Origin of the sequence: Bradyrhizobium tunisiense (assembly GCF_042263385.1) — a bacterium.
GTDB lineage: Bacteria > Pseudomonadota > Alphaproteobacteria > Rhizobiales > Xanthobacteraceae > Bradyrhizobium > Bradyrhizobium tunisiense.
Genome location: NZ_JBHLEV010000006.1, coordinates 293,111 through 309,322, shown reverse-complemented (window position 1 = coordinate 309,322; position 16,212 = coordinate 293,111). Strand labels below are relative to the sequence as shown.

Genomic DNA, 16,212 nt, shown 5'->3' with positions numbered 1-16,212 from the left:
GAATGCATTGATGTGAGCTTTGTTCCTGTCGGATTCGAAAAGATAATTTGATCGCGTCCCGCAGACCAGCCGCAGATTTGCCTACAACCAAGCAGAGCGTTGCGTGCTTCCACTCTGATAGAGGCTTGCGCCTCCGAGGGAGGCGCGGGTTGCTATCTTCGAATGAGGAGCACCCGATGTGTGACTACAGCCTGCATGCCGTTGCATCGCGCCCCGCCGAAGTCGGCGAGACGATCGTGTCGACAACGTTCCGCGGCACCTCGACGCGTGGCTTTGCTTCTGCCGCCGATCCGACCGTGGCCGTCTGTCTGCTGCCCGGGACGGAGCTCGCCTTCGCCGACAACGTCCGCTACGACAATCGCTGGATCTGGACGCGCACCGTCAATTCGCGCGTCGGCAAGTTCGGCAAGATCGATCCGCACATTCCCGATCGCCACCACGACGCGATCGAATTCCCTGACGGTAAATACGTGCTGGTGACACAACTCGTCGAAGGCCAGCGTGCCACCGTGTTGCAATTGCCGGTGACCCAGCCCGTCGGCGAGCGCGAGCACAAGCCGCAGATCATCGACGACAGCCGGTCGCCGGTCACGCGCCTGCCGATCGGCTGACGCCACCTCGACTGACAACTGGATGCCGCCAGGATTGAAGTGCCATCGCCGGCAGACGCCGGCGAGATGGCATGGTTCGTGTTTTCACGAACATCGATCGGCCCGCCCGGCGCCGCACGAAGTTTGAGCCGTCCTGCCTGAATTTTGAACGTCCGCTCCGCAGCCAAATGACCGATGCTGTCGTGGTTTGAGGCGGCGGACACGCTCGATGAAGACCTTCATTCGCGTCGTTGAACTCTGGGTGCCCGACCGGACGCGCAGGCGTCTGGAATTCGGCGGCGGCCTCTACGGCGAAGGGCTGTCCGCGTTCAAGTCCGTGAGCGAGGACCTGCACTTCGGATATGACGAGGGACTTCCCGGCAAGGCCTGGGCCTCTGGCCATCCCGTCATCCTCACGACCTTCGCCAACTCCTATTTCAAACGGACCGAGCAGGCCGTCGCGGCCGGCCTCACCTGCGGCGTGGCGGTGCCGGTGTTCGCGGGCGAATTCCTGCAAGCCGTGATGGTGCTGTTCTGCGGGGACGACGAGGCGCATGTCGGCGCGATCGAACTCTGGCACAACGATCCCGATCGCTCCCACGAGATGGCGCTCGTCGACGGCTATTACGGCATGGCGGACATGTTCGAATTCAACTCCCGCCACACCAGGTTTCCGCGCGGCTTCGGCCTGCCCGGACGCACCTGGAAGGCGGGTCTGCCGCTGATCATCAAGGACCTGCACGACGCCAAGAGCTTCCTGCGCTGGGAGGACGCGGCCAAGATCGGGATCAATTTGGGGGTCGGCGTGCCCTACCGAACCGGCACCGAGACGTGGGTTCTGACATTGCTCTCCGCGCAGGCAACCCCGATTGCGCGACGCTTCGAGATCTGGGTCCCGAACGAGGCCCGCTCAGTGCTGGTCTTTCGCGCCGGCGATTGCAGCGCGCAGACCGACCTTGCCGCGCTCTACGCGGGTAGATCCATCGGCAGGGGCGAAGGCAGCATCGGCGGCGCATGGGCCACCGGCATGCCGGCGCTCGACGACGATCTCACCCATGACAGCTCGATCGCCGGCTCCGAGGCCCGCGTAGCCGGGCTGAGCCGGATGGTGGCCCTGCCGGTCATCGACAACGCAAGGCTGGAAGCCGTGCTGGCCTGGTATCTGTAAATCAATCGCAATCAATCGTCGGCCTGCAAGTCAGCCTCCGACGGCGTAGCGTCCCGGTTGCGGAGCGCCACCTTCGGCGCAAGGCTGCCATCGAAATCACCTTCGCCGGCACCGGCGGGCAACCACGGGCGGTTCGTGCCTCTCGCCCTCACCGCCTGCACGGAAAAACCCTCGCCACGCTGCGTCAGGGCCAGCGCACCCTGGCGAGCGAGCCGCTGCCGATCGACCACCATTGCCGCGCAATCGGGCGGCGCGGGCCGCGACGCCACCACCAGTGCAGCCCGGCTGCAATCGTCCGCCAGCGCGTCGATGCGCGAGGCCAGCGCGACCAGCCGCCCGTCGGCGAGCGGCGTCACGCAGCCGGACTCGTCGCACGACACGCCTTCGGCCAGCGCGCTGCTGCCGGCATCGCGCGGATCAGCGTCGGCCGCCAGCCACTCCTTCAGCAGGAAATTGTCCTTGCCCGTCCTGATCAGGTGCAACCGCCCGTCCCCGCCGCGTACCGCGACGCTCGCGCCATCCCCTGCAATCAGGATATCGGGCTGCCGCACCGACAGGCCCCAGGCGATGGAGGCCAGCAGCACCACGGCACCGCACCAGCGCAGGGGCGTGCGCAGCAGACCCATCACGATGATGCCGAGGCTTGCTGCAATCAGTGGCGCGATGCCAAAGGCTGGAATGCGGCCGACCGCGCCCGGCAAGGCCGCCACCCAGCGCGAGACCGCAACCATCCAGTCGATGCCAATCCCCATCAGCCACCAGAACATGCCGTCGAGCCCGAAGGGCGCCGCGAGCAATCCCAACAGGCCTGCCGGCATCACCAGCGCGGAGACGACCGGCATCGCACCGAGATTGGCGAGCACGCCGTAGGGCGTGACGCGATGGAAGTGGAAGGCGGCATAGGGCGTGGTCGCAAGCCCTGCGATCAGCGAGGCCAGGAACAGCATCGCGATCTCGCGGCCGCCCCACAGCGCGACGCGCGCCGTCGCCGAATGATCAGGCGAGGCAAGCAGGTTCGGCATGCCGATCTGCACCAGTGCCACCAGCCCGAGCGTCGCGGCGAAGGACATCTGAAAACTGGGATGCACCAGCGCCTCGGGCGCAACCGCAAGCACGATCAGCGCCGCCACGGCCAGGGTGCGGAAGGTAATGGCGCGGCGATCGACCATCACCGCGATCAGCACCACGGCGGTCATGAAGAACGAGCGTTGCGTCGCGACCTCCGCACCCGACAGCAGAAGATAGAACGCGGCCGCCACCAGGGCGGCTGCGGCCGACCATTTCTTGATGGCGAAGCCGACTGCGAGGCCCGGGATCAGGGCCAGCAACGCGCGCACCGCGAAGAAGACGACGCCCGCGACCACCGCCATGTGATAGCCCGAGATCGAAAGAACGTGTCCGAGTCCCGAGATGAACATCGCATCGTTCACGGGCGCGGAAATCGCATCACGCCGTCCGGTGAGCAGCGCCGTCGCGATCGCGCGGTTGTCGCCCTCGAGCGTTGAGCGGATGCGGGCGTCGATGGCATCGCGCAGGCCCTGCATGAAAGCGGCATAGCGCAGCCGCAGGCCACCGGCATCCGGCGGGACAGAAGCCGTGATCGCGCCCATCACGAAGCCGGAGGCGCCGATACCCTGGAAGAACATGTCGCGTGAAAAATCGTAGCTGCCGGGGCGGACCGGCGCGAGCGGCGGCATCAGCCGCGCCTTGAGCTGCACGAAGCTGCCGACCTCGGGCGCCGTGCCCTTGCGCACGGAGAGGCGGACGCGTTCCAGCTTGACGTCGCTGCGCTGCGCCTCCATGGCGGTGACGCGCAGCACGAAACGATCGGTGCGCTCGCGGATATCGCGCGTCTCGACGAAGCCCGACAGCGACACCGAATAGAGCGGTTTTGCCAGCACCGGATGGGCGATGCGCGCCGTCTTCCAGGACGCCACGGCAAAGCCCGCGGCGACCGCAGCGATCATGATCGCGGGCGCGAACAGCCGGCTCCGCCGCAACAGGATCGCGCCGAGCAGCAGCACGATCGCCGTCGTCGCGACAACCCACAGCACCGGCTCATGATCGGCGGCAAAATAGAGCGCGATGCCGCCGCCGAAGGCGACCGGCACCCACGGCAACAGACGCCCGGGACCGGCCTCGGCGCGGGCCCATGCGCGGATTGTTTCGACGATCGCGGGCCAGATGCCAAAGCCCGCCGGAACAAAGCCGCCGGCGGGCGCAGCACGGCCGACCGGCCACGTCCCGGCAATACCTTGGGACCGTACTGGCCGGCCCGGCTCCGCCATCTTCCCTGCACCCTACGCGACGCGATTGCCGCCAAGGCTACCGGAACGTGCGGTCGGGCGAATAGCGGTACATATCGGGAACGCGAGAGGGCGCCCTACTTTTCCTCTTCCATGGTCACGGCCACCGAGGCCTTGGCCGAGAGACGGACCTTGTTGCCCTCGACGTCGGCGACCAGGCCCTTGTCGATGAAATGATGATGGCCCTTGTGGCTGCCCTGGCCGCTGTCCTTCTTGGTCAGCTTGATCCGGTTGCCTTCGACCTTGTCGACGGTACCGACATGGACGCCGTCGGCGCCGATGACTTCCATATGCTCTGCGATGTTCTGCATGGTGGGTTCCTTGTTGGACCCACCTCAACGCGCAGGATGCACGTCTGTTCTCTCACGAGAATGACGATGCCGTGTGCTGCTGCTTGGCAGGTGCCGTAGGGTAGGCAAAGGAACGCGTGCCCACGAATTTTCTCGTCACCGAGATATGGTGGGCACGGCGCTTTGCACCTTTGCCCATCCTACGGCACGAGTCGTCATTCCGGGGCGCGACGTCGCGAGCCCCGGAATGACGAAACCGATGGAGTCGCGTCAGATTAGCGGCGCCTGCGACGAGGCGTGGTGATTGACGATCTTCCACTCGCCGTCCTCGCGGATGATCACCCAGCTCATCTTGACGATGAGATCGTCCCGCTCGCCGGCGAGATCGAACGAGATGGTCGCGGCCATGTTGATCAGATCAGGGCCGGCCTGCGCTGCGTTCACGTCGGAGAACACGGCGCTCGGCTTGCGCCACCGCGGCAAGCCGTCGAAATACTCGGCCACGCCGTCCCTGCCCCGATAGAGCTTTGGGTTGGAGCCGAAGAAGAACGCGTTCTTCGCATACAGCGACGACAGCGCGGCCGCGTCAAGGCTCGCGAAACCGGCGCACCATTTCGCGATGATGGTGGAAACAATGGCGTCGGCTTCTCTGCTCATGCGCGCCTCACCCCTTCGCGACTTCCTTCGCGAACGTGTCGCGCAGGCCGATGGTGCGCGAGAACACGGGCTTTCCGGGCGTCGAGTCCTTGTCGCGCACGAAATAGCCCTGGCGCTCGAACTGCATCGGCTCGGTCGAATTGCTCTCCGCGACCGACGCCTCGATCCGTGCGTCGGACAGGATCTCCAGCGAATTCGGATTGAGATCGGCCGCAAAGTTCGACGCATCCGGGCTGGGGTTGGAGAACAGCTGGTTGTAGATGCGGATCTCCGCGGGCACCGATGTCGCCGCCGGCAGCCAGTGCATGGTCGCCTTGACCTTGCGGCCGTCGGGCGCGTTACCGCCCTTGGTCGCGGGATCATAGGTGCAGCGCAGCTCCACCACCTCGCCCTTGTCGTTCTTGATCACGCCGGTGCACTTGACGAAATAGGCGTAGCGCAGCCGCACCTCGTTGCCCGGCGACAGGCGGAAGAACTTCTTCGGCGGGTTCTCCATGAAGTCGTCCTGCTCGATATAGAGCTCGCGGCCGAACGTGATTTTCCGGGTGCCCACGCTGGGATCGTCGGGGTGGTTGATCGCCTCGAGCTCCTCGGTCTGCCCTTCCGGATAGTTCTCGATCACCACCTTGAGCGGCCGCAGCACGCCCATGCGCCGCTGCGACGTGCGGTTCAGCTCCTCGCGGATGCAGAACTCCAGCATGCCGACGTCGACCACGCTGTTGGCTTTCGCAACCCCAATGCGCTTGACGAACTCGCGCAAGGCTGCTGGCGGCACGCCGCGGCGGCGCATGCCCGCCATGGTCGGCATCCGCGGGTCGTCCCAGCCTGCGACATGGCCGTCGCGGACGAGCTGGGTCAGCACGCGCTTGGACAGCAGCGTGTAGGTCAGGTTCAGCCGCGCGAACTCATACTGGTGCGGCTGTGACGGCACCGGCAGCTTCTCGATGAACCAGTCGTAGAGCGGCCGGTGGTCCTCGAACTCCAGCGTGCAGATCGAATGCGTGATGCCCTCGATCGCGTCCGACTGGCCGTGCGCATAATCGTAGCTCGGATAGATGCTCCATTTGGTGCCGGTGCGCGGATGGTGCGCGTGCAGGATGCGGTACAGCACGGGGTCGCGCAGATTGATGTTGCCTGAGGCCATGTCGATCTTGGCCCGCAGCACGCGCGCGCCGTTCGGGAATTCACCGGCCTTCATGCGCCGGAACAGGTCGAGGTTTTCCTCCACGCTGCGGTCGCGGAACGGCGAGTTCTTTCCGGGCTCGGTCAGCGTGCCGCGGGAGGTGCGGATCTCCTCCTGGGTCTGGTCGTCGACATAGGCGAGCCCGTCGCGGATCAGCTTCTCCGCCCATTCGTACAGGCGGTCGAAATAATCCGAGGCGAAGAACAGGTTCTTGCCCCAGTCGAACCCCAGCCAGCGCACGTCGGCCTGGATGGAATCGATGTATTCCTGCTCTTCCTTGACCGGATTGGTGTCGTCGAAGCGCAAATGGCAGCGGCCCGGAAACTCCTGGGCAATGCCAAAATTGAGTGCGATCGACTTGGCGTGGCCGATATGCAAATAGCCGTTCGGCTCCGGCGGGAACCGGGTCACGATCTCGCTGTATTTGCCCTGATCGAGGTCGGCCTGGATGATGTCACGAATGAAATCGCGCCCAACCTCAGCTGCCACCGGTTCTGTCATTACGAAAATCCTGTCGGGAAATCAGCGGTCCTTCTGCCAAATTCGCGTGGCCGCGCCAAGGCCCACGAGGTCCGCCGACGGGCTTTAGTTATGCTCCGGTCCTGCTATACACCACCGCTTCCCATGCACAGGCCCTGCCAAGAATGACCGATTCCGTCGTCACCCGCTTCGCTCCCTCGCCGACCGGCTTCCTCCATATCGGGGGCGCCCGCACGGCGCTGTTCAACTGGCTCTATGCGAAGAAACATGGCGGCAAGATGCTACTGCGGATCGAGGACACCGACCGGGAGCGCTCCACCGAAGCCGCGATCGGCGCCATCCTCGACGGGTTGAAGTGGCTCGAGCTCGGCTGGGACGGCGAGGTCATCTACCAGTTCAGCCGCGCCGCCCGTCACCGCGAGGTCGCCGAGCAGCTGCTCGCCGACGGCAAGGCCTATCGCTGCTACGCGACCGCCGAGGAGCTCACCGCCATGCGCGAGAAGGCGCGCGCTGAAGGACGCACCCGCCTCTATGACGGCATGTGGCGCGACCGCGATGCCGCGACCGCCCCGTCCGACGTGAAACCGACCATCCGCCTGCGCGCGCCGCAGACCGGCGAGACCGTGATCGAGGATCAGGTCCAGGGCCGCGTGGTCTGGCAGAACGAAAACCTCGACGACCTCGTCCTGCTGCGCGGCGATGGCAATCCGACCTACATGCTCGCCGTGGTGGTCGACGACCACGACATGGGCGTCACCCATGTGATCCGCGGCGACGACCATCTGATCAACGCGGCCCGCCAGAAGCAGATTTACGATGCGATGGGCTGGACCCTGCCGAGCATGTCCCACATTCCCCTGATCCACGGCCCTGACGGCTCGAAGCTGTCCAAGCGGCACGGCGCGCTGGGCGTCGATGCCTACCGCGCCATGGGATACCTGCCGGCTGCGGTCCGCAATTACCTCGTCCGGCTGGGCTGGAGCCATGGTGACCAGGAGATCTTCTCGACCGAGGAGATGATCGCGGCGTTCGACCTCGCCAGCGTCGGCCGCGCCGCTGCCCGCTTCGATTTTGCCAAGCTGGAAAATCTCAACGGCCACTACATCCGCCACGCCGACGATCAATCACTCGTGAAGATGTTCGAGGACGTGCTCGACCATCTCGTGCCCAGCCGCGACGAGCTTAAGGCCAAGTTAAACGACAGCACGCGCGCACAGCTTCTCAAAGCCATGCCGGCCCTGAAGGAGCGCGCCAAGACGCTGATCGAGCTGATCGACGGCGCCTATTTCATCTTCGCCGACCGCCCCCTGGAGCTCGATCCCAAGGCGCAGGCGCTGCTGACACAAGAGAACCGCAAGCTGATCGGCCAGCTTCATTCCGCACTGGAGAAAGTCGAGACCTGGAGCGGCGCCACCACCGAAGCTGCGCTGCGCGCTTTCGCCGAGGAAAACAGTCTCAAGCTTGGCGCGGTCGCCCAGCCGCTCAGGGCTGCGCTGACCGGACGAACGACATCGCCTGGTATATTTGAGGTTTTGGACGTCCTGGGACGCCAGGAAAGCCTCGCCCGGCTCAAGGACCAGGCTACGACGTAAGTCGACCATGCGTGGGGTGATCTTGCAGCGCACACAGCAATAATATACCCATCTCCCCCGTACCTTCTGGAACTTCCGGCCTGCCCCATCATCTCGCAAGGGGCCTCCGGCTCCGGCCCGTTTCACCATACATCGGGGACCTACGATGGACGCAAAACCGAGCAATAAGACCGCTACGCTGACGGTCGGAAACAAGAACTACGATCTCCCGATCCATAGCGGCAGCGTCGGGCCTGATGTCATCGACATCGGCAAGCTCTACGGCCAGTCCGGCCTGTTCACCTACGATCCCGGCTTCACCTCCACCGCGAGCTGCCAGTCCAAGATCACCTATATCGACGGCGACGCCGGCGTGCTGGAATACCGCGGCTACCCGATCGAGCAGCTCGCCGAGAACGGCGACTTCCTCGAGACCTGCTATCTCCTGCTTTACGGGAACCTGCCGACTGCCGCGCAGAAGAAGGATTTCGACGACCGCGTGATCCATCACACGATGGTGCACGAGCAGATGGCCCGCTTCTTCCAGGGCTTCCGCCGCGACGCCCATCCGATGGCGGTGATGGTGGCCTCGGTCGGCGCGCTCGCCGCGTTCTATCACGACAGCACCGACATCAACGATCCGAAGCAGCGCATGATCGCGTCCATGCGCATGATCGCGAAGATCCCGACGCTGGCGGCGATGGCCTACAAGTACACGGTCGGCCAGCCCTTCGTGTATCCGAAGAACTCGCTCACGTTCTCCGAGAACTTCCTCAACATGTGTTTCGCCGTGCCGTGCGAGGACTACAAGATCAACCCGGTGCTGGCTGACGCGCTGGACAAGATCTTCATCCTGCACGCCGATCACGAGCAGAACGCCTCGACCTCGACGGTGCGCATCGCCGGCTCTTCCGGCGCCAACCCGTTTGCCTGCATCGCCGCCGGCATCGCCTGCCTGTGGGGCCCGGCGCATGGCGGCGCCAACGAAGCCGCGCTCGCGATGCTCGCCGAGATCGGTACCGTGGACAAGATCCCCGAGTTCATCGCCAAGGTGAAGGACAAGAACTCCGAAGTCCGCCTGATGGGCTTCGGTCATCGCGTCTACAAGAACTACGATCCGCGCGCCAAGATCATGCAGAAGATGTGTCACGCCGTGCTCAAGGAGACCGGCCATGGCGACGATCCGATGCTGAAGGTGGCGATGGAGCTGGAGAAGATCGCGCTCAGCGACCAGTACTTCATCGACCGCAAGCTCTACCCGAACGTCGACTTCTATTCGGGCATCACGCTGAAGGCGATGGGCTTCCCGGTCTCGATGTTCACCGTGCTGTTCGCGGTCGCCCGCACCGTCGGCTGGATCAGCCAGTGGAGCGAGATGATCGAGGATCCGCAGCAGAAGATCGGCCGTCCGCGCCAGCTCTACACCGGCGTCACTCGCCGCGACTACGTCGCGATCAAGGATCGCAAGTAAGATCGGACGAAAGTGTCCAACGAACGGCGCCATCGCAAGATGGCGCCGTTTTTGTTTGTGCATCCACGCTTTGCTGCCACGCACAACAACAAATCCAGGCATCGCGCCGCCGAACGCTTGACAGTCGAAACGCACCGCGCGCATTCTTACAGTAAGTAAGAATGACGACAGGGACGGAAATGCCGGAGCAGCCGAGAAGTCGGCGGCAGACGCGCGCTGCCATTTTGACTCATCTGCTACAGTCGGGCGGATCGTTTCGCCCGCCGCTGGCCAAGGCGGTGCGCCTGTCCGAGGCGAGCCTGTCGCGCATCCTGTTCGACCTGAAGGCCGAAGGCCTGATCGAAGAGGTGCGGCGCCCTGCCCCTTACGTCGGCGGCCCGACCGGCCTCGTGTCGCTCGATGGCTCGGTCGCCCTTGCAGCCTTCGAGCTGACCGCTCAGCGGCTCAGCGTCGGCGTGGGCGCCCTGTCGGGCGAACTGCACTACACCGAGCGTGTGCCGCTGCCGAATACGCCGACCGTCGAGACCGTCGGCCGGGCGTTTCGCGAAGCGATGACGTTGCTGCGCGACTGGACGCGGCGCCGCCGGATCACCCTCTCCCAGATCGGCGTCTCCATTCCCGGCCTCGGCCGTCTCAGCATATCGGCCAATCCGATCATTCCCTGCGACGTCGCGCGTATCAGCGACATGTTCGGCGAGACGTTCGCCGGCGTGCCGCTGGCATTCACCAATTCGGTCGTTGCGCACGCCACCTTTCACCGCTGCCGCACGGAAAACTATCCGTTCAGCGACACCCATCTGTTCGTCTTCGTCAGCCAGGGCGTTGCCGGCACCTGGATGGACGATCCAACCGAGGCCGACGCCCTGCAGCCGGTCGAGCTCGGCCACATGGTGTTCGGTCCCGACGGGCCGCGTTGCCGCTGCGGCCACCACGGCTGCGTCGAGGCGTACACGTCGCTTCCTGCCCTGGCCGAGCTCCTCGGCATTGCCGAAGCCGAATTGCTCCAGCTCGGCAGCGAATGGGTGACCACGATTCCGCTCTCGTCGCGCGTGCGCCAGGAGCTGCGGCGACGGCTGTTCCGGCTTGGCCTTGCGATCGGCAATACGTTGAACGTCAAGCCATGCGGCGGCGTCGCGATCAGCGGCTGGCCGTCGCTTCTCTCCGATGACGATCGCAGCGCTGTGGTTGAAGGAATTGACGCCTGCCTGCTGGGCGGCCGTAAACTGGCGCAAGTGTCCCTCGCCTTCGTTCCGCCCTCGACCGGCAACGATCCGCAGGCTGCGCTCGCCTTCGCCGCCTTTTGTCTCGCCAGCCGCGGCGGCATGCCGGCCAGCTCGACGGAGGCGGCCTGACATGCCCTGAGCCTGCGCGCCGTACGCGCCAATGCCTGTGCAAAGAACTTCACACCGGGAGGAACTGCCATGCCGATCACGACAACAAGGCGCCGTCTGCTCGCTGGATCTGCCGCCGCGCTCGCACTGCCCGTCTTTGCCCGCGCGCAAGGCGCGGCCAAGCCGCGCCTGACCGCGATCTCGCAATGGTCCGCCGGCAGCGACGGGGCTGCCATCACCGCGCTCGGCAAGAAATTCGAGGAGAAAGGCGGAGTTTGGCAGCATTCGCCGGTCCCCGGCTTCACCACCGAGATGATGAACAAGTTGCGGGCGCAGATCATGGCCGGCGATCCCCCGGCCTGTTCGCAACTCAAAGGTCCGGAGATCGCAGCCTGGTCGAAGATCGCCCCGACCGTCGATCTCGACGCCGTCGTCGCCGCCGCCGGTTACGAAAAGGTCGTCGCGCCTGACCTTGCGAAACTGCACAAGCCGGCCGGCAAGTGGATCGCCCTACCGTTGCAGATCTACAGCACCAATATGCTGTTCCTGTCCAAGCGCGCGATGGACAAGGCCAAGGCCGAGAAGATTCCGGTCACATGGGCGGAGTTCAACGACCTCGCGGAAAAGATGAAGGCAGGCGGTGTCGCCGCTCCCATCGCCAACGGTGGGACCCGCCCGGACGACGGGCAAAAATTCGAGGCCGCTCTCGCCGGCATCAGCCCCGCCGCTTACCGCGCCGCCATCATGAACCTCGACAAGAAGGCTCTGGAGGGTCCTGAGATCAAGGCTGCGTTCGCGCAGCTGCGCAAGATCGCCGACTGGATGGACCCCAATGTCGGCGCCCAGCACTTCTCGACCAATTTGAAGCGCTTCATCGACGGCGACATGGGCATGATGATCATGGGCGGATGGGCGCAAGGCGTATTGCGCAATGCCGGGTTCAAGTTCGAGGACTTCATGATTGCGCCAGGCCCCAGTGACAACAGCAAGCCGGTCTTCCTGTTGAATGCCGATGCCTTCATCTTCTGGCAGCGCAAGGAGGCGGACCTGCAGGCCGGTCAGACGCTGATGGCCCAGCTCGTCATGGATCCCGCAATCCAGACCATGTATTCGCAGATCACGGGATCGATCCCGGTACGCACCGATGTCGATCTGTCGGGTGAAGGCTGGTCCGAGGGGCAACGAACGACCGCAAAGGCGCTGAAGGACGCCATCGCCGGCAATCAGGCGGTCCTCAGCCTCGCGCATAACATGGCGCAGGAAAACGGCATGACCGCAGCGATGATCGACGTGATCACGGAATACGTGAAGAACAAGACGATCAAGCCCGAGCAGGCGGCCACTCGTCTCGCCGAGGCCGTCGAGGGCGCACGTTGAACAATGCGGCCGCGATGAGACCGGGCCGGCCGGCGCTTCCTGAATGGGTGCGCCGGCTGCCTGAATATCTGATGATCTGGGTGCCGCTGCTGTTGTCCGCCGCGCACCTCGTCTCGTTCTCATTGTGGACGATCTGGATCTCCTTCACACCATCCACCCTCGTCCCGGTCTCGGGCTGGGTGGGCCTTCGCAATTACTCGGCCGTCTTGGCATCGCGGAACTGGCAGATCGCGTTCGATAACCTGCTGCTGTTCGGCATCGCTTTCGTGGTGCTGAGTGCGACGACCGGCCTCATCCTTGCGATCCTGCTCGACCAGCGCATTCGCGGCGAAAACGTGCTGCGCTCCGTCTTCCTCTATCCCCTCGCGGTGTCCTTCGTGGTCACCGGCACGGTCTGGAGCTGGCTGCTCAATCCCGGCCTCGGGATCCAGAAGCTGGTCCACGATCTCGGCTGGACCTCCTTCAAGTTCGACTGGCTGATCGACCGCGACATGGCGATCTGGACCATCGTCATCGCCGCGATCTGGCAATCCTCCGGCTTTGCCATGGCACTCTTCCTCGCCGGCCTTCGCTCCGTCGACGTCGACATCATCAAGGCCGCGCAGATCGACGGCGCGGGACCGGCCCGCATCTACCGGCGCATCATCCTGCCGTCGCTGTGGCCGATCACCATCACCGTGGTGGTGATCCAGTTGCAGTTCGCGATTTCGACGTTCGACCTCGTCCGCGCGCTCACCAATGGCGGTCCGGGAATCGCGACCCAGTTGCCGGCGCTCGTCGTCTACGACCTGATGTTCCAGCGCAGCCTGCTTGGCCGCGGCGCGGCGGCGGCGGTGCTGATGTTGCTCATTCTGCTTGCGGTGCTGCTGCCCTATGCGGCGTGGCGATATATCCAGCGACGGCGGGCCGCCCATGCGTGACCGTTCCTTCGCGCCAAGCCGGATCTTGATCTATCTCGCCGTGTCGCTGATCGCGGCGGCCTGGCTCGCGCCGCTGGTCGTTGTGGTGCTGAACTCGCTCCGCAGCAACGAGGAGATCGCGCAGGCCTCGATGATCGGCTGGCCGCAGCAATGGGCTTGGAGCAATTACGCAACCGCCTGGAGCGGATTCTGCGTCGCCGAGACCTGCGCCGGCATCCGGCCGTACATGCTGAACTCGGCGCTCGTCACCATTCCCGCAACGATCTTCTCGACCCTGCTCGGTGCGATCGCCGGCTACGCCGTGTCGCTCTGGCGCTTCCGCGGCGACAACTGGATCTACGGCATCGTGACCCTGGGCCTCTTTCTCCCCCAGCAGATGCGTCTGCTGCCCTGGACCATCGTCCTGCGGGACATCGGCCTCATCAACACGTTGGCGGGTCTGGTGCTGATCCACACCATCCAGGGCCTCTCCTTCACCACACTGTTCTGCCGGAACTACTACGTCGCCATTCCCCCTGAATTGATCAGGGCCGCACGCATCGACGGCGCCGGCTTCTTCCGCATCTTCTGGCGCATCATCCTGCCGCTCTCGGGTCCGATCCTGATCGTCACGGTGATCTGGCAGTTCACCCATATCTGGAACGAGTTCCTCTATGGCGTGACATTCACGACCGGCCAGCAGCAGCCCGTCACGGCCGCCTTGATCGCGCTGTCCGCGGCTGTCGCGGATATCCCGCAGCATGGTGTGCAGAGCGCAGCGGTGATCATCGCGGCGCTGCCCACTCTGTTGATCTATCTCCTCGGCGGTAAGTACTTCGTCCGCGGCCTCACGGCCGGGGCCGTGAAATGATGGGATTGCCATGGCAGCACTGAGCATTCGCGCCCTATCCAAGCGCTACGCCAATCTCGAGGTGCTGAAGGACATCGCGCTCGATATCGAGAGCGGCGAGTTCACCGTGCTGGTCGGCCCATCAGGCTGCGGCAAGTCCACGCTGCTCAACATCGTCGCCGGCCTCGATCGACCGAGCGCAGGAACGATCGAGATCGGCGGGCGCGTCGTCAACGACGTTCCGCCCAAGGACCGCGACATCGCCATGGTGTTCCAGTCCTACGCGCTCTATCCCTCGATGACGGTGCGCCAGAACATCACATTCGGCATGGAATGCCGCCACGTGCCCAAGGCCGCGCAGGACACTGCGGTCGCGAATGTCGCAAGACTGCTCCAGATCGAGCCGCTGCTCGGCCGCAAACCCTCGCAATTGTCCGGCGGCCAGCGCCAGCGCGTGGCGATGGGGCGCGCGCTGGTGCGCGATCCCCTGCTCTTCCTGTTCGACGAACCGCTGTCCAATCTCGACGCCAAGCTGCGCGTCGAGATGCGGATGGAGATCAAGCGACTGCACCAGCGCATCGGCGCCACCATCGTCTACGTCACCCACGACCAGATCGAGGCGATGACGATGGCGACGCGAATTGCAGTGATGCATCAAGGCAGCGTGCAGCAATTCGCCGACCCCGATACCGTGTACCGTTATCCCGCCAACCTGTTCGTCGCGCGCTTCATGGGCTCGCCTCCGATGAACACCATGCCGGCACGGCTCGAGACCGAAAATGATGGGCTGGTGGTCGTGATCGGCGCGGGCCGGCCGGACGAGATCCGTCTGCGCCTGAGGGACTATGACGGCGCAGCGTCCTTTGTCGGGCGTGAGGTGGTGTTCGGGATCAGGCCGGAATGCATTGCCGAGAGCAGCCGCGCCTTTTCGACAGACGCGCCTGTCCTCGTCGAGGCACCCGTCGAAATGGTCGAGCCGACCGGTGCCGAGACGATGGTCTCGCTGCGGCTCGGAGGTGAGCCGGCGATGGCGCGCATCTCGCCCGATATCCGGCCCGTGCCCGGCGCGTCCGCCTCTTTCGCGCTCGACACCCGCCGCGTTTGCCTGTTCGACCCCGAGACGGAGCGACTGATCGCATGACCAAGACGACCTATTCAGGCCTCGCCGATCGCGTGGTGCTGATCACCGGCGGCGCCAGCGGCATCGGTGCCGCCTTCGTGCGCGCCTTCGCCGCCCAGCGCGCCCGGGTCGCGTTCCTCGACATCGACCAGACGGCAGGCAGAGCGCTGGTTGACGAGGTGGCTGAAGCTACCGAGACCACGCCGCTGTTCGTGCCCTGCGATCTGCTGGACGTCGACGCGTTGCGCGCCGGCTTGGCGGAGATCCAGCGAACGCTCGGTGACGCCGCGGTGCTCGTCAACAACGCCGCCAACGACCAGCGCCAGGTGCTGGCGGAGGTGACGCCCGCCGAGTTCGACTGGATGATCGGCGTCAATCTCAAGCACGTCTTCTTCGCCGCGCAAGCGGTGGTGCCGCAGATGCAGGCGCGCGGCGGCGGCTCGATCATCAACATGTCCTCGATCGCCTGGATGCGCGGCGCGCCGGCACTGCCGGTCTACGCCGCGGCGAAAGCGGCGATCGTCGGCTTCACCAACTCGCTGGCGCGGTCGGTCGGTCCCGACCGCATTCGGGTCAACGCGATTGCGCCGGGCATGGTGATCACCGAGCGCCAGCGCCGGCTGTGGTATCCGGACGATAAGGTCATCGCCGAGATGCGCTCGCGTCAGGCCGTTCCCGACGCCGTGACGCCCGAGGACATCGCCAGCATGGCGCTGTTCCTCGCCTCTGACGAAAGCCGGCGCATCACTGGACAGTGTTTTCGCGTGGATGGCGGCGTTGCGTAGGGGCGTGCACTCCTTGCTCATCCGGGTTGCTCTCCCAGGGAGACGTCAAGCTGACGACGATGCAGGCCGCCCTTGAGCCAATAAGAGACGTCGCCCCTGCCTACTTCGCGGCCAAACGAGAGACAGCATTCAAT

The 16,212-nt window shown here is 64.9% G+C and carries 14 protein-coding genes; 10 read left to right on the top strand and 4 right to left on the bottom strand.

The features are described 5' to 3' along the window. Positions 1–176 precede the first annotated feature (176 nt). Both ACFDR6_RS26095 and ACFDR6_RS26090 read left to right on the top strand, forming a co-directional pair. Complete coding sequence (locus tag ACFDR6_RS26095) at positions 177–611, top strand: hypothetical protein (protein WP_212090141.1); 435 nt, start codon at positions 177–179, stop codon at positions 609–611. A gap of 208 nt (positions 612–819) precedes the next feature. Further along, positions 820–1,758: a GAF domain-containing protein gene (locus ACFDR6_RS26090; protein WP_212090138.1), complete on the top strand. Its 939-nt coding sequence runs from the start codon at positions 820–822 to the stop codon at positions 1,756–1,758. Between the two features lie 11 nt (positions 1,759–1,769). On the opposite strand, the gene ACFDR6_RS26085 is transcribed toward ACFDR6_RS26090, so the two are convergent. The 4 genes from ACFDR6_RS26085 to ACFDR6_RS26070 all read right to left on the bottom strand — a co-directional run bounded on the left by ACFDR6_RS26085 (position 1,770) and on the right by ACFDR6_RS26070 (position 6,695). Beyond that, a complete protein-coding gene (locus tag ACFDR6_RS26085) occupies positions 1,770–4,046 on the bottom strand; it encodes a ComEC/Rec2 family competence protein (protein WP_375859979.1) in 2,277 nt (758 codons plus the stop codon). 95 nt (positions 4,047–4,141) lie between these two features. Next, positions 4,142–4,375 carry a DUF2171 domain-containing protein gene (locus ACFDR6_RS26080; protein WP_212090132.1) on the bottom strand — a complete coding sequence of 78 codons (234 nt, stop codon included), beginning with the start codon at positions 4,373–4,375 and terminating at the stop codon, positions 4,142–4,144. Positions 4,376–4,624: 249 nt separating this feature from the next. Further along, complete coding sequence (locus ACFDR6_RS26075) at positions 4,625–5,011, bottom strand: nuclear transport factor 2 family protein (protein ID WP_212090129.1); 387 nt, start codon at positions 5,009–5,011, stop codon at positions 4,625–4,627. Between the two features lie 7 nt (positions 5,012–5,018). Beyond that, entirely contained in the window at positions 5,019–6,695 is a 1,677-nt protein-coding gene (locus ACFDR6_RS26070; RefSeq protein WP_375859978.1) for a glutamine--tRNA ligase/YqeY domain fusion protein, read from the bottom strand. 143 nt (positions 6,696–6,838) lie between these two features. Between ACFDR6_RS26070 and gltX the strand changes: the two genes are divergently transcribed. From gltX to ACFDR6_RS26030, 8 genes are all read left to right on the top strand, one after another. Then, complete coding sequence (gene gltX / locus ACFDR6_RS26065; RefSeq protein ID WP_375859977.1) at positions 6,839–8,266, top strand: glutamate--tRNA ligase; 1,428 nt, start codon at positions 6,839–6,841, stop codon at positions 8,264–8,266. 145 nt (positions 8,267–8,411) lie between these two features. Beyond that, positions 8,412–9,716 (top strand): citrate synthase, encoded by a 1,305-nt coding sequence (gene gltA, locus ACFDR6_RS26060; protein WP_212090119.1) that lies wholly within the window; start codon positions 8,412–8,414, stop codon positions 9,714–9,716. Between the two features lie 179 nt (positions 9,717–9,895). After that, entirely contained in the window at positions 9,896–11,068 is a 1,173-nt protein-coding gene (locus ACFDR6_RS26055; protein ID WP_375860026.1) for an ROK family transcriptional regulator, read from the top strand. A 69-nt stretch (positions 11,069–11,137) separates the two neighbouring features. Further along, the gene (locus ACFDR6_RS26050; protein ID WP_375859976.1) at positions 11,138–12,424 is read left to right on the top strand and encodes an ABC transporter substrate-binding protein; all 1,287 of its coding nucleotides are present in this window, start codon (positions 11,138–11,140) and stop codon (positions 12,422–12,424) included. Between the two features lie 14 nt (positions 12,425–12,438). Continuing rightward, on the top strand, positions 12,439–13,344 hold the full coding sequence (locus ACFDR6_RS26045; protein ID WP_317243925.1) for a carbohydrate ABC transporter permease: 906 nt from the start codon (positions 12,439–12,441) through the stop codon (positions 13,342–13,344). Next, positions 13,337–14,194: a carbohydrate ABC transporter permease gene (locus ACFDR6_RS26040; RefSeq protein ID WP_317239349.1), complete on the top strand. Its 858-nt coding sequence runs from the start codon at positions 13,337–13,339 to the stop codon at positions 14,192–14,194. Before ACFDR6_RS26045 ends, ACFDR6_RS26040 begins: the two co-directional genes overlap by 8 nt. A gap of 10 nt (positions 14,195–14,204) precedes the next feature. Further along, positions 14,205–15,314, top strand: a complete 1,110-nt coding sequence (locus tag ACFDR6_RS26035; protein WP_212090104.1) for an ABC transporter ATP-binding protein — start codon at positions 14,205–14,207, stop codon at positions 15,312–15,314. Next, positions 15,311–16,078, top strand: a complete 768-nt coding sequence (locus ACFDR6_RS26030) for an SDR family NAD(P)-dependent oxidoreductase (RefSeq protein WP_375859975.1) — start codon at positions 15,311–15,313, stop codon at positions 16,076–16,078. The genes ACFDR6_RS26035 and ACFDR6_RS26030 overlap by 4 nt, the downstream gene beginning before the upstream one ends. The last annotated feature ends 134 nt before the right edge of the window (positions 16,079–16,212 follow it).